This window comes from Pseudomonas aestiva, from assembly GCF_039908605.1.
GTDB lineage: Bacteria > Pseudomonadota > Gammaproteobacteria > Pseudomonadales > Pseudomonadaceae > Chryseomonas > Chryseomonas aestiva.
In genome coordinates, this window is record NZ_CP150916.1 from 3,262,503 (window position 1) to 3,281,400 (window position 18,898).

The 18,898-nt window shown below is 67.7% G+C and carries 20 protein-coding genes; 10 read left to right on the forward strand and 10 right to left on the reverse strand.

Features of this window, described 5'->3' with window-relative positions; all coding sequences use genetic code 11:
- Positions 1–5 precede the first annotated feature (5 nt).
- A complete protein-coding gene (locus tag AABM56_RS15135) occupies positions 6–2,096 on the reverse strand; it encodes an LTA synthase family protein (RefSeq protein WP_133862362.1) in 2,091 nt (696 codons plus the stop codon).
- A 317-nt stretch (positions 2,097–2,413) separates the two neighbouring features.
- Here AABM56_RS15135 and AABM56_RS15140 point away from each other — a divergent pair, with 317 nt between their 5' ends.
- From AABM56_RS15140 to AABM56_RS15165, 6 genes are read left to right on the forward strand one after another with little or no spacing between them, the layout of a single operon-like run.
- Positions 2,414–3,373, forward strand: a complete 960-nt coding sequence (locus AABM56_RS15140; RefSeq protein WP_133862363.1) for a MoxR family ATPase — start codon at positions 2,414–2,416, stop codon at positions 3,371–3,373.
- Between the two features lies 1 nt (position 3,374).
- On the forward strand, positions 3,375–4,313 hold the full coding sequence (locus tag AABM56_RS15145; protein WP_133862364.1) for a DUF58 domain-containing protein: 939 nt from the start codon (positions 3,375–3,377) through the stop codon (positions 4,311–4,313).
- Positions 4,310–4,804 carry a DUF4381 domain-containing protein gene (locus tag AABM56_RS15150; RefSeq protein ID WP_187979867.1) on the forward strand — a complete coding sequence of 165 codons (495 nt, stop codon included), beginning with the start codon at positions 4,310–4,312 and terminating at the stop codon, positions 4,802–4,804. The genes AABM56_RS15145 and AABM56_RS15150 overlap by 4 nt, the downstream gene beginning before the upstream one ends.
- A complete protein-coding gene (locus tag AABM56_RS15155; RefSeq protein ID WP_347883446.1) occupies positions 4,797–5,801 on the forward strand; it encodes a VWA domain-containing protein in 1,005 nt (334 codons plus the stop codon). Before AABM56_RS15150 ends, AABM56_RS15155 begins: the two co-directional genes overlap by 8 nt.
- Entirely contained in the window at positions 5,798–7,471 is a 1,674-nt protein-coding gene (locus AABM56_RS15160) for a tetratricopeptide repeat protein (RefSeq protein WP_133862367.1), read from the forward strand. The genes AABM56_RS15155 and AABM56_RS15160 overlap by 4 nt, the downstream gene beginning before the upstream one ends.
- Entirely contained in the window at positions 7,468–9,048 is a 1,581-nt protein-coding gene (locus AABM56_RS15165; RefSeq protein ID WP_133862368.1) for a BatD family protein, read from the forward strand. Before AABM56_RS15160 ends, AABM56_RS15165 begins: the two co-directional genes overlap by 4 nt.
- Here the strand turns inward: AABM56_RS15165 and AABM56_RS15170 are convergent.
- Both AABM56_RS15170 and yedA read right to left on the reverse strand, forming a co-directional pair.
- A complete protein-coding gene (locus AABM56_RS15170) occupies positions 9,036–9,701 on the reverse strand; it encodes a YceH family protein (protein WP_133862369.1) in 666 nt (221 codons plus the stop codon). The genes AABM56_RS15165 and AABM56_RS15170 overlap by 13 nt on opposite strands.
- A gap of 40 nt (positions 9,702–9,741) precedes the next feature.
- Positions 9,742–10,650, reverse strand: a complete 909-nt coding sequence (gene yedA, locus AABM56_RS15175; RefSeq protein ID WP_133862370.1) for a drug/metabolite exporter YedA — start codon at positions 10,648–10,650, stop codon at positions 9,742–9,744.
- 150 nt (positions 10,651–10,800) lie between these two features.
- Between yedA and AABM56_RS15180 the strand changes: the two genes are divergently transcribed.
- On the forward strand, positions 10,801–11,238 hold the full coding sequence (locus tag AABM56_RS15180; RefSeq protein ID WP_263258899.1) for an Lrp/AsnC family transcriptional regulator: 438 nt from the start codon (positions 10,801–10,803) through the stop codon (positions 11,236–11,238).
- Positions 11,239–11,296: 58 nt separating this feature from the next.
- Here the strand turns inward: AABM56_RS15180 and AABM56_RS15185 are convergent, their stop codons facing one another.
- Positions 11,297–12,082, reverse strand: coding sequence for a DUF2076 domain-containing protein (locus AABM56_RS15185; protein ID WP_133862372.1), 786 nt, complete (start codon positions 12,080–12,082; stop codon positions 11,297–11,299).
- Positions 12,083–12,359: 277 nt separating this feature from the next.
- Here AABM56_RS15185 and AABM56_RS15190 point away from each other — a divergent pair, with 277 nt between their 5' ends.
- The gene (locus AABM56_RS15190) at positions 12,360–12,926 is read left to right on the forward strand and encodes a cysteine hydrolase family protein (RefSeq protein ID WP_133862373.1); all 567 of its coding nucleotides are present in this window, start codon (positions 12,360–12,362) and stop codon (positions 12,924–12,926) included.
- Between the two features lie 30 nt (positions 12,927–12,956).
- Entirely contained in the window at positions 12,957–13,601 is a 645-nt protein-coding gene (locus AABM56_RS15195) for a YciC family protein (protein ID WP_133862374.1), read from the forward strand.
- Between the two features lie 9 nt (positions 13,602–13,610).
- On the opposite strand, the gene AABM56_RS15200 is transcribed toward AABM56_RS15195, so the two are convergent.
- Positions 13,611–14,150 carry a DUF2058 domain-containing protein gene (locus AABM56_RS15200; protein ID WP_133862375.1) on the reverse strand — a complete coding sequence of 180 codons (540 nt, stop codon included), beginning with the start codon at positions 14,148–14,150 and terminating at the stop codon, positions 13,611–13,613.
- A 170-nt stretch (positions 14,151–14,320) separates the two neighbouring features.
- Here AABM56_RS15200 and AABM56_RS15205 point away from each other — a divergent pair, with 170 nt between their 5' ends.
- Complete coding sequence (locus AABM56_RS15205) at positions 14,321–15,244, forward strand: aspartyl/asparaginyl beta-hydroxylase domain-containing protein (RefSeq protein WP_133862376.1); 924 nt, start codon at positions 14,321–14,323, stop codon at positions 15,242–15,244.
- A 27-nt stretch (positions 15,245–15,271) separates the two neighbouring features.
- Here AABM56_RS15205 and AABM56_RS15210 read toward each other — a convergent pair whose 3' ends face one another.
- The 5 genes from AABM56_RS15210 to motD all read right to left on the reverse strand — a co-directional run bounded on the left by AABM56_RS15210 (position 15,272) and on the right by motD (position 18,891).
- Complete coding sequence (locus AABM56_RS15210) at positions 15,272–15,688, reverse strand: DUF2802 domain-containing protein (protein WP_133862377.1); 417 nt, start codon at positions 15,686–15,688, stop codon at positions 15,272–15,274.
- Positions 15,688–16,167, reverse strand: a complete 480-nt coding sequence (locus AABM56_RS15215; RefSeq protein WP_007160357.1) for a chemotaxis protein CheW — start codon at positions 16,165–16,167, stop codon at positions 15,688–15,690. Before AABM56_RS15215 ends, AABM56_RS15210 begins: the two co-directional genes overlap by 1 nt.
- Before the next feature lie 73 nt (positions 16,168–16,240).
- A complete protein-coding gene (locus AABM56_RS15220; RefSeq protein WP_133862378.1) occupies positions 16,241–17,146 on the reverse strand; it encodes a chemotaxis protein CheW in 906 nt (301 codons plus the stop codon).
- A 57-nt stretch (positions 17,147–17,203) separates the two neighbouring features.
- Positions 17,204–17,992 (reverse strand): ParA family protein, encoded by a 789-nt coding sequence (locus AABM56_RS15225; RefSeq protein WP_133862379.1) that lies wholly within the window; start codon positions 17,990–17,992, stop codon positions 17,204–17,206.
- Positions 17,993–18,027: 35 nt separating this feature from the next.
- The gene (motD, locus tag AABM56_RS15230; protein WP_133862380.1) at positions 18,028–18,891 is read right to left on the reverse strand and encodes a flagellar motor protein MotD; all 864 of its coding nucleotides are present in this window, start codon (positions 18,889–18,891) and stop codon (positions 18,028–18,030) included.
- Positions 18,892–18,898: the final 7 nt, after the last annotated feature.

The following is an 18,898-nucleotide window of genomic DNA, read 5'->3' on the forward strand; positions in this document are numbered from 1 at the left end:
CGAGACTACTGCCGCTGGGCGGCCGCTGCCTTGCTGTCGTTCATGCCAGTGGTGTTGCCGAGCAGGCTTGCCGTGGCGATCTGGATGAAGGCCTCCAGGCGCTTCTGCAGCTCGGGCGCGCTGGCGTCGCCCTTGAGCACCTCGCCACCGGCCTGGGTGCCCAGGTGATAGCGATAGAGCACGGCATCGCGATCACGCGGCTTGACCAGGATGCGATCGCCGGTGACCAGGGCCACGGTCTGGTCGCTGCCCGAGGGCTTGATCACCGCCACACCCGGATCGCCCTGGGGCAGGCCCAGCAGGTCGCGGCCCCAGCACTGGTGCTGGGTCGGTTTGCCGAAGCGGGCCAGTACCGTGGGTACCACGTCGATCTGGCTGCCCACGGTGTCGCGACGGGCGCCGAAGGTTTCCTGCACGCCCGGACCGATCAGCAGCAGCGGCACGTTGAAGCGCGACAGGTCCATCTCGGTGATCTGCTCGTTGTTGCCGAAGCCATGGTCACCAACGATGACGAACAGGGTGTCCTGGTACCAGGGCTCCTGCTTGACCTTGGCGAAGAACTGCCCCAGCGACCAGTCGGCATAGCGCATGGCGGTGAGGTGCTCGTCGAGCGAGCCGTGGCCGGTGACCGGGGCGACCGGCAGGTCCTTGGGCAGTGCATAGGGAGTGTGGTTGGACAGAGTCTGCAGCAGCGCATAGAAGGGCTTGCCGTCCGGCGCCTTGGCCAGGGCGTCCAGTTCCTGCACCGAGCGGTCGAACATGTCCTGGTCGGAGACACCCCAGGTCGGGTCCATGAACACCGGATTGACGAAGTCTTCGCGACCGACGAAGCGGGTCATGCCCTGGTTGCTGAAGAAGCCGGACTGGTTGTCCCACTGGAAGTTGCCGTTGTAGACGTAGACGTCGTCGAAACCGCGGGTGCTGAGCAGTTGCGGCAGACCGGAGAACTGGTGGGCGCCCTCGGGCATGCGCATCAGGTACTCGAAGGCCGGCAGATTGGGGAAGCAGGCCATGGTGGCGAACATGCCCTGGTGGGTATGGGTGCCGTTGGAAAAGAAGCGGGTGAACAGGGTGCCCTGCTTGGCCAGGGCGTCGAAGTTGGGGGTGATACCGTCTTCGTTGCCCAGAGCACCGATATAGCGACCGGCCATGCTTTCCATGAGGATCACCACCACGTTGCGCAGCTTGGGCAGCTGGCCATCGGTGGGCGGGGTGTAGATCCGGCGGACGGCAGCCTTGTCGGCGTCGATCAGTTCGTCACGCGGGGTCAGCAGGAGCTGCCGGGTGGTGGCCAGCGCCTCGGCGGCCGGCATGGTGGCCTTCCAGCTGTTGTCGCGATGATCGGAGAAGCTGTTCTCGGCGGCATTGATCAGCGTCAGGGTGCCGTTCAGACCCAGATGGTTGGCGAACATCGAATCGGTGGTATAGGCGTCGCCCCAGCGCAGCGGCGGCCCGGACCTCAGGGTGCCACGGGCGGCGATGACGGCTACCACCAGGCAGAGCATGAAGACCGCGCCCCGGCGATACCAGGCGGCCGGTCGCGCCGCGACATGACGCCGTGTGGCCCGCTCGACGCCAAAGAACACCAGGCCCAGCAGCAGGGTCGCCACAGCCCAGGCCAGCAGCAGGCGCACCACCGGGAAGCCGTTCCAGATCATGCTGGTGACGGTGTGCAGGTCTTCCTGCATGTACTGGAACACCAGGCTGTTCAGGCGCTGGTGGAATTCGCGATAGAAATTCAGCTCGCCGACGCCCAGCAGCAGGCAGAGGCTGGCAGCCAGGGTGAACCAGCCGGCCTGCAACCGGCGCGCGGCCATGGCTCTGGCGCTCAACAGGCAGAGCAGCGAGGGCACGCAGATATAGACCACCAGGCGCAGGTCGAAGCGCGCGCCGTTGAAGAAGGCCTCGGCGAAGGTGGCGAAGGGCGAATCACCGATCAGGTCGGTGTTGTAGGCCAGCAATGCCAGGCGCAGCAGGGTGAACATGACCAGCAGCGCCAGGCCGCAGCCCAGGACGAAGCTCAGGTGGCTGCCCAGCGTCGGCACCGGGCGGATGCCGGGGGTGCGCGGGGATTGGGGGACTTCCGTTTGCGACATGAAAACACCTTGTCAAAAGCAGCAGGGATTCGCGGCGCGTGGCCAGCGGCTCGGGATCGGCCACGCAGAGGCCTCGGGCGCGGTCGGCAGGCGTGGGAGTTTAACCCTCCGGCGCGATCGCGCCAGTGTTGGCCGCTCGGGCTTGGCCGAAGCGAGACCTCCACCGCGTCGTCAATCGCCCAGCCTGAGCAGGAGCTCGTCAAAATTTCGTCAAGGACTGCTCTGGTTGCGACGTCAGCACAGGCATGGGCGGCAGCCGCCGCTTGCAGTAAAATCCAGCACCCTTGACCGCTCCAGTGCCGTATTCAGGATGTCCCATGGCTCACCGTGACGCTCTGCAGATGCTTCGCACCTACCTGACCAGCCAGATCCTTGGCCAGGAAACCCTGGTGGAGCGCCTGCTCATCGCGGTGCTGGCGGATGGTCATCTGCTGGTGGAAGGTGCCCCGGGGCTGGCCAAGACCAAGGCCATCAAGGACCTGGCGGAAGGCCTGGAGGCCGATTTCCACCGCATCCAGTTCACGCCCGACCTGCTGCCGGCCGACATCACCGGCACCGAGATCTATCGCCCGGACACGGCGACCTTCTCCTTTCAGCAGGGGCCGATCTTTCACAATCTGGTGCTCGCCGACGAGATCAACCGGGCACCGGCCAAGGTGCAGTCCGCGCTGCTGGAAGCCATGGCCGAACGCCAGGTGAGCATCGGCCGCACCTCCTATGCCCTGCCCGACCTCTTCCTGGTGATGGCCACCCAGAATCCCATCGAGCAGGAAGGCACCTATCCGCTGCCCGAGGCCCAGCTCGATCGCTTCCTGATGCACGTCAAGATCGGCTACCCCGACGCCTCCGTGGAGCGTCGCATCCTGGCCCAGGCCCGTGGCGAGGCCCTGGACGGCGAGACCCTGCCAACCGAGCGCGTCACCCAGGCGGAGATCAATGCGGCTCGTCGCGAGGTGCTCGGGCTGTACATGGCCGATGCCGTGGAGGAATACCTGGTCCAGCTGATCATGGCGACCCGCACCCCGGGGCGCTTCGACCAGGACCTGGCGCACTGGATCACCTATGGCGCCAGCCCGCGTGGTTCCATCGCCCTGGATCGCTGCGCCCGCGCCCATGCCTGGCTGGCCGGGCGGGACTTCGTCAGCCCGGAGGATATCCAGGCGGTGGTCTTCGACGTCCTGCGCCACCGCGTCATCCTGTCCTTCGAGGCGGAAGCCGCCGGCATCGATCACGACCGGGTGGTGCAGCGCATCCTCGATCTGGTGGCCGTGGCCTGAGATGGCCGAGCGCAACGGCGTGACACTGAGCCTGGCCGAGCTCATCGAAATGCGCCACCGGGTGGTCGAGGTGCAGCTGTTTTCCGCCGCCGGACGCCGCAGCCCGCTGATCGGCCTGCACCATTCGCGCCTGCGCGGCCGCGGGGTGGATTTCGACCAGGTGCGCGCCTATCAGCCCGGCGACGACGTCCGGGCCATCGACTGGCGCGTCACCGCCCGCACCCGCGAACCCCATACCAAGCTGTTCCATGAAGAGCGCGAGCGCCCGGTCTATCTCCTGCTGGAGCAGAGTCCACGGACCTTCTTCGGCACCCGCCAGCAATTCAAGTCGGTGCTGGCCGGGCGGCTGGCCGCGCTGATCGGCTGGGCGGTGCTGGAGCACAACGACCGTATCGGCGGCATGATCTTCGGCGGCGAACGCCTGCACGAGGTGCGCCCACGGCGCAGCAAGCAGAATCTGCTGCGCTTCTTCGATCACCTGGTCAACGCCAATCGGGCGTTGCAGGACCCGGCCCTGGCCCAGGTGCCGCGCATCACCTTCAACCAGGTCCTGCGCCGTGCTCGCGAGGTGCTGCGTCCCGGCAGCCTGGCGCTGGTGATCTGCGACGAGCGCAGCCTGGACGTGGCCACCGAGCAGCACCTCACCCTGCTTTCGCGGCACAGTGACCTGGTCCTGCTGCCGCTCTCCGATCCGCTGGATCATGCATTGCCTCAGGCCGGCCTGCTGCGTTTCACCAGCGGCCAGGCCGAGGTCGAGCTGGATACCGATCGCGCCGACGTCCGCCAGGGCTATGCCGAGCAGGCCGCGCAGCGCCGTGAACGCTGGACCGAACTCAGCCTGCGCCTGGGCATTCCGCTGCTGCCGCTGTCCACGGCGGACGATCTGGTCGAACAGCTGCGGCACCTGTTGCGGCAACATCGCCCGGGGTACACCTCGTGACCCCCGGCCTGCCGACGCTGGAGCCGCTGCGGCTGCCAGCGGAACCGGCCTGGTGGCCACCGGCGCCGGGCTGGTGGTTGCTGCTGCTGGTCGTGGTGGCCCTGGGTTTCTTTCTGCGCCACCGTCGCGGCCGGCGGCCGCTGGACAGCGCGCTCCCCGTCGAGGCGACCACCGAAGAGGATCTGCGTACCACCGCCCTGGCCGAACTGGCCCGCCTGCCGCGTCCCTATGGCGCGCCGGCCGGACCCTGGCTGCAGGCGCTGAATGCGCTGCTCAAGCGCCTCTGCCGCGCCAGCTATCCGGATCAGCTCAGCCAGACCCTGAGCGGCCGCGACTGGCTGGCCTTTCTCGATTCGCGCTGCCCGGCGGCCGGCCTGACGCGCTACATGATTCTGGTGGACGGCGGCTATCGCCCGGACTGCCGCCTGAATGACCGCGTCATCGACGGCCTGCAGGACGCCGTCGCCACCTGGATCCGCAAGCATGTTTGAATTCGCCTGGCCCTGGCTGTGGCTGCTGTTGCCGCTGCCCTGGGCGCTGCGCGTGCTGTTGCCCGCGGCCGACAGCGGCCAGGCGGCCCTGCGCGTGGAATTCCTCGGTGAACTCGAACACCTGGGCGGACGCATCCGTCACACCGGCGGCCTGAGCGGCACTCGCCGCCTGCTGCCCTTTCTGCTGGGCTGGCTACTGATCCTGGCCGCCGCGGCGCGCCCGCAATGGGTGGGACCATCCCAGCCGCTGGACGTAAGCGGGCGCGACCTCCTGCTGGCGGTGGACGTCTCCGGGTCCATGGACACCCCGGACATGCCGCTAGGCGACGAGAATGTCAGCCGCCTGACGCTGGTCAAGCAACTGCTCGGCCGCTTCATCGACAGTCGCCAGGGCGATCGTGTCGGCCTGATCCTGTTCGGCTCCCAGGCCTATCTGCAGGCGCCCCTGACCGCCGACCGACGCACCGTGCATGCCCTCCTCGAAGAAGCCCAGATCGGCCTGGCCGGGCGCAACACGGCGGTGGGCGACGCCGTGGGCCTGGCGGTCAAGCACCTGCGCAAGCGGCCGGACAACAGCCGCACCCTGATCCTGGTCACCGATGGCGCCAGCAACGGCGGCGTGGTGACGCCCGAGGTGGCGGCCAGCTTGGCGGCCAGCGAGCGGGTACGCGTCTATACCCTCGGCATCGGTGCCGATCCGGACACCCTGGGCGCCAGTGCGACACCCAGCGATCTCGACGAACCCATGCTGCGTCACCTCGCCGAGGTCACCAACGGCGCCTATTTCCGGGTGAGATCCAGCACCGAACTGGCCGCCGTGTCGCGCCAGCTCGATCGCCTCGAACCCATCCGCCAGCAGCCGGACCAGGCCCGTCCCACCCGTGAACTCTATCCCTGGCCGCTGGCCGGGGCGCTGCTGCTCGGCCTGGCCCTGGCCCTGGCGCTCGGCCGCCTGCCGTGGCCGCAGCGCTGGCAGCGTGGAGGCAAGGCCCGATGAACGACTGGCTGCCGCTGTTCCTGCGTCCCGGGTGGCTACTGGCCCTGGTGCCGGTCGCCCTGGTGATCGGCTCGCTGCGCCGACGCCGGCATCGCCACGGGCACTGGCAGGCGCTGCTGCCTCCGGCGCTGCAACCCTGGCTGCTCAGTGACAGCGATCGCCAGCGCTCGCCCCTTGGCCTGGTGCTGCTGGGCCTGGCCGGAGTGCTGGCCTGCGTGGCGCTGGCCGGCCCCAGCTGGCAGCAGAGCGAAGCCCAGAGCTTTCGCCGCAACGATCCGCTGGTGGTGGTGCTGGCGCTGACGCCCGACCTGCTCGCCACCGACGTCACCCCGAACCGCCTCCTGGCCGTGCAGCGCAAGCTGCAGGATCTGCTCAAGGCGCGCCAGGACGGCGAGACTGCCATCGTCGTCTATGCCGGCAGCGCCCACACCCTGGTGCCCCTGACCGACGACCTGCCGACCATGGACAACCTGCTCAAGGCGCTGCGGCCGTCGATCATGCCGGTGCCCGGGCAGCGCGCCGACCTGGGGATCGCCCAGGCCCTGGAGCTGCTCGGTCCGGCGCCCAGCGCCAGTGCCCGGTTGCTGCTCATCGCCAGCGACCTGGACGACCGCGAGCGCCTGGGTATCGAGCGCCAGCTGCAGGGTCGGCTGCGCCAGCTGGCAATCCTCGGCCCGGGTACGCCCCAGGGCGCGCCGGTGGCCGCCGAGACCGGCAACTACCTGAGCGACGCCGCCGGCGGCATCCGCATCGCCCGACTGGACGAAGGCCACCTGCAGGGCGTCGCCCAGGCACTGGGCGGGCACTATCAGCGCTTGCAGCGTGACGACGGCGACCTGCGCCGTCTCGGCCTGCTGGAGCGTCCCGGCGCTGTGCGAGCCAGCGACGGCCGGGCCCCCGCGGACTGGCGCGACCAGGGTTACCTGTTGCTGCTGCCTCTGCTGCTCCTGGTCGCCTGCGGCGCGCGCCGCGGCTGGCTGCTGAGCCTGCCCTTCTGTCTGCTGCTGACGCCCCCTCCGGCGCAGGCCGGCAGCTGGGACGACCTCTGGCTGCGTCGCGACCAGCAGGCCCTGCAGCTGCTGGCCGACGACCAGGCTGGCGCGGCCGCCGAGCTCTTCAGCGACGAGCGCTGGCGCGGCGTGGCGCTCTATCGCGCCGGCGACTTCAGCGGCGCCGCCGCGGCCTTCGCCCGGGATCCGTCGGCGGACGGCCACTACAATCGCGGCAACGCCCTGGCCATGGCCGGACGCCTGGAAGAGGCCCTGCGCGCCTACCGGGCGGCGCTGGTGTTGCGCCCGGATCTGACCCCCGCCCTGCGCAATCGCAATCGCCTCGAACGCCTGCTCGCCCAACGCGCCGCAGCCCAGGCCGAGGCCGCCGCCCGCAGTCGCAAGGCGCAGAACGCCAGCCAGAGCAGCGCCCAGGCGGACGAACCGGCCAATAGCGGTACCCCGCCGTCCGCTGCAGCCGCCGCGGCCAGCCCGCAGCAGCAGGCCCAGGCCGGCGCGGACTGGCTCGTCAGTCCCGCCTATGCCGAAGATCCCCTGGCGGAAGAACAGCGTCAGGCGGCCGAACAGTGGCTGCGGGAGATCCCCGACAACCCGGCCGAGCTGCTGCGCCGCAAGTTCTGGTACCAGCAACAACAACGCGAGGAGAACGCGCTGCAATGAAGTCCTATCCGTTGCTGCTGCCCCTCGCGCTGCTCGCGCCCCTGCTCCAGGCGGCGGATCTCAGCGCCCGTCTGGAGCGGAACCAGCTCAGTCAGAACGAGACGCTGGAGCTCATCCTCGAGACCACCGACCCCGCCCAGTTCGGCAAGCCCGATCTCGGCCCGCTCGAGCAGGACTTCCGCGTGCTCGGGGTGCGGCAGAACAGCCTGCCGCCCGGTGAGCGGGTGACCACGCGCTGGAACGTGACCCTGCAACCCAAAGCCAGCGGCGCCCTGACCATTCCCGCCCTGACCCTGGACGGCGCCCGCAGCCAGCCGCTGACCGTTACCGTGGAGGCCACTGCCGCCAGGCGCCAGGCCCGCGAACCGGTCTATCTGGAAGCCGCGGTGGAGCGCACCCGGCTCTATGTGCAGGCGGAGACCATCCTGACCATCCGCCTCTACCACGCCGTGGCGCTCTATGACGACCATGTGCTCACCCCGCCCAATCCCAGCGATGCGAGGGTGGATCTGCTCGGCACCCCCCAGGTCTACGAGCGCGACGTCGAGGGGGTACGGCATGGCGTGATCGAATGGCGCTACGCCATCCATCCGCTGCAGAGCGGTACCTTGGTGCTGCCGCCCCAGACCTTCAGCGCCACCCTCGCCGGTGGCCTCGACGACAGCTCGCGCGCTGGCCAGCCTATCCAGCTGCGCACCCCGGCGCTGACCCTGGAGGTTCTGCCACAACCGGCCAGTTATCCGCCGCAGACGCCCTGGGTGCCGGCGCGCAGCCTGACCCTGACGCAACAATGGAATCCCGCGCCGGAAGACGCCCGCGAGGGCAGCGCCCTGACCCGCACGCTGCAGCTGCGTGCCGAAGGCCTGGCACCCGGTCAGCTCCCCCCGCTGGTGCTGCCCGAGATCGAGGGCGTGAAGCGCTATGCCGAGCAACCGCGGCTGTCGCTGCAGACCCAGGCGCGCGGGCTGGTCGGGCAACGCGAGGAACGGGTCGCCCTGATTCCCACATCCACGGGTGACAAGGTCCTGCCGCCGGTGGAGGTGGTCTGGTGGAACACCGAGACCGATACCCTCGAACGCGCCACCCTGCCCGCCCAGCCCCTGGTGGTCGCCGAGGATCCGACGCTGCAACCGGTGGCATCAGCGGCGGCCAAGATCACCGGCAGTGACCGCGGACTCTGGCGCTGGCAGCTGGCGACGGCCTTCTTCGCCCTGACCACCCTGCTCGGCTTCGGCCTCTGGTGGCGCGCCCGCCGTCAGCCGGCGGTGTTGCCGACCGTGCCCGATCTCGACAGCCGCCTGCAGCGCGAAGAGCTGCGCCGCGCCTGCCAGAGCAACGATCCCCACGTCACCCGTCATGCCCTGGACGCCTGGGCCCGACAGCAACCGGAAACCCTGGCGGCCATGGGGGCACGTTTCGAGCCCCTGGCCGCCGCGCTCGACGACCTCAATGGGGCGCTCTACAGCGAAGCCGGTCAGCGCTGGCAGGGCGAGACGCTCTGGCAGGCGATCAATGCCCTGCCGCCGCTGACGCCGGCAGCCGTGCACGACACCCTGCCACCGCTCTATCCGCGCTGAGCGGCTTCTTCCAGCTGCGCCAACCGCTCTTCGAGGGCGGCGATACGGGCTTCCAGCGCCTCCAGCCGGCCTTCGCGTCCGCCGGCAGGGGTAGCGCTCTCGGCGGCACTACCCAGCTGCGCAACCTGGGCATCGCGTTCTGCCGCGTTGCCGAACAGATGCAGATAACGCTCTTCGCGCTGGCCAGGCTGTCGCCCCAGGCCGGTGGCCAGGCCGCGGGCGATCAGCCGCTCCAGATGGTGGCGCACCTGCTCGGTATCATCGAAGGCGTGCATCCGGCCGCTGCGGGCCAGCAATTCGCCCAGGGTCTGGGGCCCGCGCAGGAACAGCAGGGCGCAGAGCACCCACTGGGGTGGAGGGAGTTCCAGGGCCCTGTCCAGCCGCTGTTCCCAGCGATCCGCCCGGCTGCCCATGACCAGGCGGGCCAGGCCGCGTTCCTCCAGACGTCGCAGTCCCTGCCCCACTTCGCCCGGGGTGAGGTTGAGCACCGGCTCGCGGCTGGTCTTCTGGTTGCAGGCCAGCACTAGGGCATTGAGGGTCAGGGGATAGCTTTCCGGGGTGGTCAGCTGCTTCTCGATGAGACTGCCGAGGACGCGGATCTCGGTAGCCTCCAGCGGCTCTTCGGCAAAGGCGGGGGTGACTGCTTGGCTCATGGCGGACTCCGCTTGGATGACGCGCCAGCCTAGCCTGCTCTCAAAGCCGTCGCCACTGCGGCAGCCCGATCAGCACCACCGCGCCCACGATGACCAGCATGGCCAGCGCTTCGGCCGCACCGATCCGTTCGCCGGCGAACAGGGTACCTAGCAGCACCGCCACCACCGGATTAACGTAGGCGTAGCTGGTGGCGGCCGCCGGCCGTACCCGCCCCAGCAAATAAAGATAGGCACTGAAGGCGATCAGCGAGCCGAACACCACCAGATAGCCCAGCGCCAGCCAGCCACCCAGGGCCGGCCAGTGCTGCAGGCGCTCGCCGCTGAGGTAGCTGGCGCCGAGCAGCACCGCGCCCGCCACCAGCATCTCCACCGCGCTGGCCATGGCGCCACGCGGCAACGGCAGGTAGCGACTCCAGATCGAGCCGAAGGCCCAGGCGGCCGCGGCGAGCAGGATCACCGCTGCCCCGAGCGGCGTGGCGCTCATGGTATCGCCCAGATTGAGCAGGGCGATCCCCACCAGGCCCAGGGCGATGCCGGCCCATTCCAGCAGGGTATTGCGCTGCCCCCAGAGCAGACCGAACAGCAGGGTGAACAGGGGGACCGTGGCGATCGACAAGGCGGCGATACCGGAAGTCACGCCCCAATGCTCGGCCAGGGTCACCCCGCCGTTGCCGACGCCCAGGAGCAGGATGCCGATCACCGCGGCCGCGGCGGTCTCGCGCGCCGTTGGCCAGGGCGCCCCGCGCCAGCGCAACCAGCCCAGCAGGAGACTCCCGGCGATGAGAAACCTCAGCCCCGCCATCAACAGCGGTGGCCAATGGGCCACGCCGATGCGAATCACCAGATAGGTGGAACCCCAGACCACATAGAGCGCGAAGAAGGCTGCCAGCAGCGGCAGCCAGCTGGGCAGGCGTGGCGGCGCGAGGCAGGGCGAGGCGGAGGTGTCCATGCGCGAGAGCTTCCTGAGGGGTCAGGCTGCCATTGTAGAAGCACGTGATGCGCCGGCTAAGATACAGTCAAGAGAGAAACGGCCGACTAGCCTTTGATTCAGCATACTTTTAGGGATGGCGACCTTCGATTCGAAGGCAGGGAAACGGATATGGACCATATCGATCGTCGGCTCATCGACCTGCTGCTGGTGGACGGACGCGCCAGCTACGCGGAGTTGGGGCGCCGGCTGGGCCTCTCCGCCCCGGCCATCGCCGAACGCATCGCCAAGCTGGAAGACGCCGGCATCATCACCGGCTATGGCGCCCGTATCGACCGCGGCGCCCTGGGCTACGGCACCGAATGCCTGATCTCGCTGCGCCTGCACAGCACCAGCCAGGGCCCGGTATTGAAGAAACTTGAGGCCCTCCCCCAGCTGCTCGCCTGCCACCGGGTCACGGGCGACGACTGCCTGATGCTGCGGGTCGCCGTACGCGACATGGGCGAACTGGAGAGCCTCATCGATCAGCTGACCCGATTCGGCATGAGCCGGACCGTGGTGGTGCTGTCGACGCCCTTCGAGCGCCCGCTGCCGCTCATGCCCAGCTGAAGACGCGCATAAAAAGGCCCGGCGCCTCGCGGCACCAGGGCTGGCAGAGCGCGCTCCCCTAGATGAAGGAGTCGTCGTCGCCACTGTCGTCGAAGAAGCCGCCACCACCGCCGGTATCGCCATAGTCGGCGGCGTCCTGGAAGCCGGCGTTATCCTGGAAGCCACCGGCATCCTGGAAACCCCCGCCATTGTCGTAGCTGGCGTTGTCCGCCCAGCCTCCCTGGGAGCCGGCATCGGCCAGGCCCTGGTCGGCGGTCGGGGTCTCGTTGATGACGTTGACGATCTCCTCGGGTTGCGAGTGATGGAACAGGCCCGAGATGGCCTGGGCCGCCAGCACGCCACCGGCTACCCCGGCCGCGGTCTGCAGCGCGCCGCCCATGAAGCCGCCCATGCGGGAAGGCGCGGCCTGGGGCGCGCCATAGCCGGATGCGGGCTGGGCATAGCCGGGATTGGGCTGGGCATAACCCGGATTGGCGGGACGCGGCGCTACCGGACCCGGGTCATTCCAACCGCGCGACGGCGCGGCGTTGGCCGGTGCCTGACCGCCCGCTGCCTGGCTGCTGCCACCGCCGAACAGGCTGGAGAGGAAGCCACCGCTGCTTGGACGATTCTGCTGGACCTGGGCCATCTGACTTTCCAGTTCCTTGACGCGCTGATCCAGCCGCTTGATGGCGGCCTCCTGGATCAGCATCGCCTGGGCCATGTAATAGGGAGCCGCGGGCTGCTCGCGCAGGCGCTGCTGGATCAGCGCCTCGGCTTCCCGGTCACGGGGTGCGGTCTGGGCTTCCGTGGTCTTGAGACGGTCGAACAGACCTTCGATCAGCTGGCTTTCTTCGCGTTGCATGATGACCCTCCCGCAGACGGTCTACTGGCGGCCTTCCCCTGGGAACGGCCTGGATATCGAAAGGCGCAGCAGCCTGCGCTGCTATGCCAGATAGAGGCGTTGTAGCAGCTTTTCAAGCAGGACCCGCGCTATGTTCAGCGCGGATTCAGCCAGCCCTCCCCGCCTTGGCATCTCTCTTCTGAAGGGACAGCGGGGTGACGAGTTCCAGCGCCGCGCCGGTGACTGGACAACCGGCCTGTGCTGGGGGAGTCTGCCGCTTTCCCCGCGAGACTCGCCCATGCCGCCGCTGCTTATCCTCATCGACCAGCAACAGGGGATCCGCGCGCCCCATCTGGGCCCACGCAACCACCCGGACGCCGAGCTGCGCATGGGCGACCTGCTGGCGGCCTGGCGTCAGGCCGGAGCGCCATTGCTACACGTCCGGCACCTGTCGCGCAGTCCGACTTCGGTGTTCTGGCCGGGACAGCCCGGCGTGCAATTCCAGCCGGCGCTGGCGCCGCTGTCCGGCGAGACGGTGTTCGACAAGCAGGTCCCCGACGCCTTCGCCAACAGTGGCCTGGAGCACTGGCTGCACCAGCGCGGCATAGCCTCACTGCTGATCTGCGGCGTGGCCAGCGAGAACTCGGTGGAGGCCACCGCGCGCAGCGCCGGCAATCTCGATTTCACCACCTGGGTCGCCGAAGACGCCTGCTACACCTTCGCCAAGACCGACTTCGCCGGTCGGCCGCGTAGCGCCGAGGAGGTCCATGCGATGGCCATGGCCAATCTGCACGGCGAATACGCCACCGTCACCTCCAGCGCGGCCATGCTCGAACGTCTGCGGACGAACGGGTCGCCCTGCTAGACTGCCCTCCTGCCCGTCTGGAAGAGCTGCATGAACCCTGTCGATATCCTGCGCGACTCGCTGTCTTTCTTTGCCCGCAATCTGCGGCCCCTGGCCGTCCTCACCCTGCCCTGGCTCCTGCTCGAAGCCCTGCTGCGCTATCAGGTGCTGGAACGCTTCGGCGCCAGTGGCGGCCTGTGGGACATGCTGGTGAGCCTGCTCTGCTATCCGCTGTACACCGCCGCCCTGCTGATCTTTCTGGAGGCACGCACCCAGGGTAATACCCCGCGCCTGAGCGGCGCCTGGGGCGCCGCCCTGCTGCTCTGGCCACGCTTCGCTCTCCTCGCGGCCTTGACCTCGGGGCTGGTGATGCTGGGCTTCTCGCTGTTGATCGTGCCGGGCTTTCTGATCATGGCCAAGCTGGCCTTCGCCGAGAATCTGCTGGTGCTGGAGGGGCGGGCGCCGCTGGACGCCCTGCGTGGCAGCTTCCGGCTGAGCCGCGGGCACTTCTTCACCCTGCTGGCGTGCATCCTGGCCACGGTCCTGCCGGCCTGGCTGCTCGACGCCTGGATCACCCGGCATTTCGCCGAGGCCGCGGTAACGGAGATCGCACTGCAGACCCTTTCGGGCTTCCTGCAGCTGATCCCAAGCATCGCCGTCTACCGCATCTACATGCTGGTCAGGCAGAACGCCTGACCTGGCCACTTACCACATCAGGTCATCCGGAACCTGATAGGCGGCATAGGGATCGTCCGGATCCGGCTCGCCGCTCTGCACGTTGAGCAGCACCACCCGCTTGGGATCGCGCTCCTGGATGCGCTCGGCGGTAGCCCGGGGCACCACCTCGTAGCGGCCTTCGTAGCGCACGATGGCCAGACTGCCCTTGCTGAGCTTGTCTCTCATCATGACGTTGACCGACAGACGCTTGACCTTCTTGTCGTCGACAAAGTTGTAGTAGTCCTCGGTGCTCAGCTTGGGCAGGCGGCTGGTTTCGATCAACTGCTTGATCTGTGCCTGCTCGGCCTTGCGCTTCTTCTTGTCTTCCTGAGCGCGATTGAGCTCCTGGTCCTTGGCCAGCTTCTCCGCCTGGGCCTGCTGGACGGCCAGCTCCTGGGAGCGGTCCTTTTCCGTCTGCCCGCGATGCTCCATGCGGGTCTGCTTCTGCTTCTGCTTGACGGCCTGCTTGGCCTGCTTTTCATTGACCAATCCGGCTTTCAGCAGCTGGTCGCGTAGGGACATGCTCATCGATACGACTCGTCTAGATCATCCAAGGGGGCGCGGCTCGAAAGCGGCCGCGCGCCAGGGTGTCCATCCTGCGCAGCCGACGAAGCGAGTGCAAGCCTTTCTCTGGGGTGAAATAATGCGGTCATTACCTATCCGCCCCTGGTTCGGGCGCTGCCGATCACAATTCGCCCATGATTACCTTCGCGATCGTCCTGCTCTTCGTCGCCAGCGTGCTCTTCGTCCACCTTCGCGGACGCGCTCGGCTGCCCTTCCTGCGGCAGCTGGTCAACCACTCGGCGGTGTTCGCCCCCTACAACGCCCTGATGTACCTGTTTTCCAGCGTGCCGTCCAAGCCCTATCTGGATCGCAGCCGCTTTCCCGAGCTGGACGTGCTCAAGGACAACTGGCAGGAGATTCGCGTCGAAGCCCTGCGGCTGTTCGATGAGGGCTATATCCGCGCCGCGGAAAAGGACAATGACGCCGGCTTCGGTTCCTTCTTCAAGAAGGGCTGGAAGCGTTTCTACCTGACCTGGTATGGCGAGCCGCTGCCTTCCGCCCAGACGCTCTGCCCGCGGACCGTCGAACTGGTGCGGCAGATCCCCAACGTCAAGGGCGCCATGTTCGCCCTGCTGCCGGGTGGAAGCCATCTGAATCCCCATCGCGATCCCTTCGGCGGCTCGCTGCGCTACCACCTGGGCCTGGCCACGCCGAACTCGGACGCCTGTCGCATCTATGTCGACGGCCAGCCCTATGCCTGGCGCGACGGCGAAGACGTGATGTTCGACGAAACGTACGTGCACTGGGTCAAGAACGAGACCGATCAGACCCGGGTCATCCTCTTCTGCGACGTCGAGCGTCCGCTGCGCAACCGTCTGCTGACCCGCGTCAATCAGGCGGTCAGCCGTTTCCTCGGCAGCGCCACGGCGCCGCAGAACGTCGAAGGGGAGCGCGTCGGCGGCATCAACCAGGCCTATGCCTTCAGCAAGAGGTTTGGGGATCGCATCGGGGGTGGCGTGAAGAAGTTCAAGCGGCGCCACCCCAAGGCCTACCGCATTGCCAAGCCAGTGCTGGCGGTACTGGTGGTGATTGCGCTCTACCACTGGATCGTCAGCTGAGGCAGCGATCCTGCGCCACCGGCCTGATCAGCCGGAACGCTGCTGGCGCTGCCGATGCAGCCGCGCCACCAGCTCGGCTTCGGCCTGGGACAGACCACAGGCCTGAGTGAGATCGTCGGCGCTGGCGCCCAGCCCCACCAGGCGTGCCGCCTGGGAAAACGACAGACTGGTGGGATCGCTCTGCTCGATCTGGGTCAGGCGATCGGGCAAGGGTGCCACCACCTGGGCCAGCCCCTGCACCTGTTCGCCCATGCGTACCTGCCCGGCCTGGTAGGTTTCCAGGCGTTTGAGCAGGATCTGCATGCGCTTGTCGACCAGGGCCTCCCGCTCGGCCAGCTTGGCCGCCTGTTGCTGCTGGCGCTGCCAGAGCAACCAGCAGCAACCGCCGAGGCCGGCACAGGCCAGCCCCAGGGCAACGCTGAGCAGGATCAGCCCGACGAGCATCAGATGCTTTCCAGCTCCGACCACTCTTCTTCGGTCATCAGCTTGTCGAGCTCGACCAGGATCAGCAGCTCGCCGTTCTTGTTGCACACGCCCTGGATGAACTTGGCGGACTCGTCATTGCCGACGTTCGGTGCGGTTTCGATCTCCGACTGCCGCAGATAGACCACCTCGGCCACGCTGTCGACCAGGATGCCGACGACCTGCTTGTCGGCCTCGATGATGACGATACGGGTGTTGTCGGTGACCTCGGTGGGCAGCAGACCGAAGCGTTGACGGGTGTCGATCACCGTCACCACGTTGCCGCGCAGGTTGATGATGCCCAGCACGTAGCTCGGCGCACCCGGGACCGGAGCGATTTCGGTGTAGCGCAGGACTTCCTGGACCTGCATCACGTTGATGCCGTAGGTCTCGTTATCCAGGCGGAAGGTGACCCATTGCAGGACCGGATCTTCGGAACCCTGTGCGGACGTTTTTTTCATGTTCCCTAGCCTCGTCAAATACCGCACGTGCGGCGAAGCGGGCGAACCCGCCGGTTAGTTGCAGCGGACAGCCCTAGCGACGGCCACCCACCACCTGTTCAGCGAGCGCCGCCACATCCAGCAGCGCACACATCTGATCGATCACCGTACCGGCCAGCCACGGCCGGGTAGCGCGCTGATTCCGCCATTTGACCTCGGCGGGATCCAGCCGTACCGAATGGCTGACGCCATGCACGGCCAGGCCCCAGTCCAGGCCTTGCAGCGATATAACGAATTTCAGGCCTTCGCGATAGTCGTCGCGGTAGCGCTCGGGCATTACCCAACGCGCCGCGTCGAGCACGCGCAGGTTGCCTGCCTGGCAGGGTAGCAGGCCCAGGAACCAGTCTGGCTGACCAAACAGCGGCGTCAACTCTTCGTCGGTCAGCGGGTAAATGGAGCCCAGGCACACCAGGGGCGCGGCCAGGGTCAGGCCGGCCACGTCGAACAGCAGGCATTCGAAGGGTTCTTCGCCCCACTCGGGGCGACCTTCCAGGTGCACGGCGCCGGGCGGTACGCCAGCCGCGGCGGCGGGCTGCACCGCCGGGGTACCGAGGGCAATGCCCTCCACCACCGGACGCGCCGGCTCGGCGGCGGGGGCCAGTTCGGGGACGCGCCAGTCCAGCTCGATGTCGGTTTCCGGCGGCAACGGCACCTGGGTTGCAGGCTGCAGCACCTCGGGCAGGGCGACGCCGGCACGGCGGGCTGCCAGCGGCACGACCCGGGGTTGCCACGCGGCATCCCGTTCGAGCTCCTCGCGCACCGCGGCGGCGAATTCGTCTTCGCTCACGCTGGCGATCGGCGCCGCCGGTGCCACCACGGAAGCCACGACCGGCGTGGATTCGGCGGTCGGCAGTTCCAGGAACGCGTCCAGCAACAGGGCATCGAGATAGCCCTGGAGGACACGCTGAGGACGATTGTCGAGAGACGTCGGTTGGCTCATGGCGATCTACGTGGGTGAGTTGTCCAGCCTATCGGCCGGCAGGGTGGAAAACTTGAATCAGGCGACCTGGCTGCTGGGCGCGCCGTCGAGCAGATGCCGCAGCAACGCCCGGTAGGCAATGACGCCGCGGCTGTTCATCTCGTAGCGCGACGGCACCTGCCCGGAACGACTGGCGTCGCGCAGCCGCGTATCGATGGGAATGAAGGCCTGCCACAGCTGCGCCGGATAGGTGCTGCGCAGCACCTTGAGCGTACCGATGGAGGCCTGGGTACGGCGGTCGAACAGGGTCGGCACTATGGTGTAGGGCAGCGCCTGCTTGCGCGAGCGGTTGATCATGGTCAGGGTGTTGACCATGCGCTCGAGCCCCTTGAGCGCGAGGAATTCGGTCTGGGTCGGAATCACCAGATGCTGACTGGCCGCCAGGGCATTGACCATCAGCACGCCGAGCAACGGCGGACTGTCGATCAGCACATGATCGAAGTCGTTCCACAGCTGTGCCAGGCTCTTGGAGATCACCAGGCCCAGGCCGCTCTGGCCGGGCGACTGACGTTCCAGGGTAGCCAGCGCCGTGCTGGACGGCAGCATCGACAGCTGCGGATGACTGGTGGGCAGCAGCAGCCGCTTCGGCAGGCCCTCCGGAACCTGACCACCGTGCTGGAACAGGTCGAACGCGCTGTGTTCGAGGCTGTCCGGATCCTGACCGAAATAGCTCGTCAGTGAGCCGTGGGGATCGAGATCCACCAGCAGGACGCGCTTGCCTTCATCGCCGAGCAACCCGGCGAGGGCAACGGTGGTGGTGGTCTTGCCCACCCCACCCTTCTGATTGGCGACAGCCCAGACTCTCATGTGCAGACTTCCTCCCGACGACACGACCAGCCGGGTCAAGGTGCCGGCTTGGTGACCGGCGACGAAGATTTGACAGGCGCCACCCCGGGCGCCAGTTCTCCAGGCGATCCTGCAGATTGTGTGCCAGTCGACGGATTTTGCAAGGTGCTCTGTGGCCGGAACAGGTCGAGATTGCGCGAGATCAGCAGAACCACGCGCCGATTGCGGGCGCGATTGACGTCGCTGGTGTTGTCGACCACCGGCTGATAGGCGCCATAGCCCACCACGGCCAGGCGCTGCGGCGCGATGCCGTTGCCGATCAGCAGCCGCACGATACTGGCCGCCCGCGCCGCGGACAGTTCCCAGTTGGTGGGATACAGCGCCGTGCTGATGGGGCGGTCATCCGTATAGCCCTGTACCTGGATCGGATTCTTGAACGGCGCCAGAATCTTGGCCACCTTCTCCATGAGGCCGAAGGCGGGATTGCTCGGCAGGGAGTCGCCGCTGGCGAACAGCAGATTGGAGCTGAGTTCGATCTCCAGCCACATCTCACTGGCCTTGATATTCAACTGGTCGCCGGCGATGAGATCGCCGAAGGTGGCGCGCACACTGTCGGCGATCTGCTGCAGCGGGTCGCTGGGGGTGCCCCTGGCCGGCTGAGCGGCACTGGCGTCCATCACCGTCGGTGTCACGCCCGCGGGACGCTGATCGCCGAGGGGAATGGGTTTGAGCGAGCGCTCCGGCTGACTGAAGATGCCCGACAGGCTGTCCGAAAGCACCTTGTACTTGCTTTCGTTCAATGAAGAGATGGAATACATCACCACGAAAAAGGCGAACAGCAGGGTAATGAAGTCCGCGTAGGAGACCAGCCAGCGTTCGTGGTTCTCGTGTTCTTCGGGACGGCGGCGGCGACGAGGCATGCGGCGT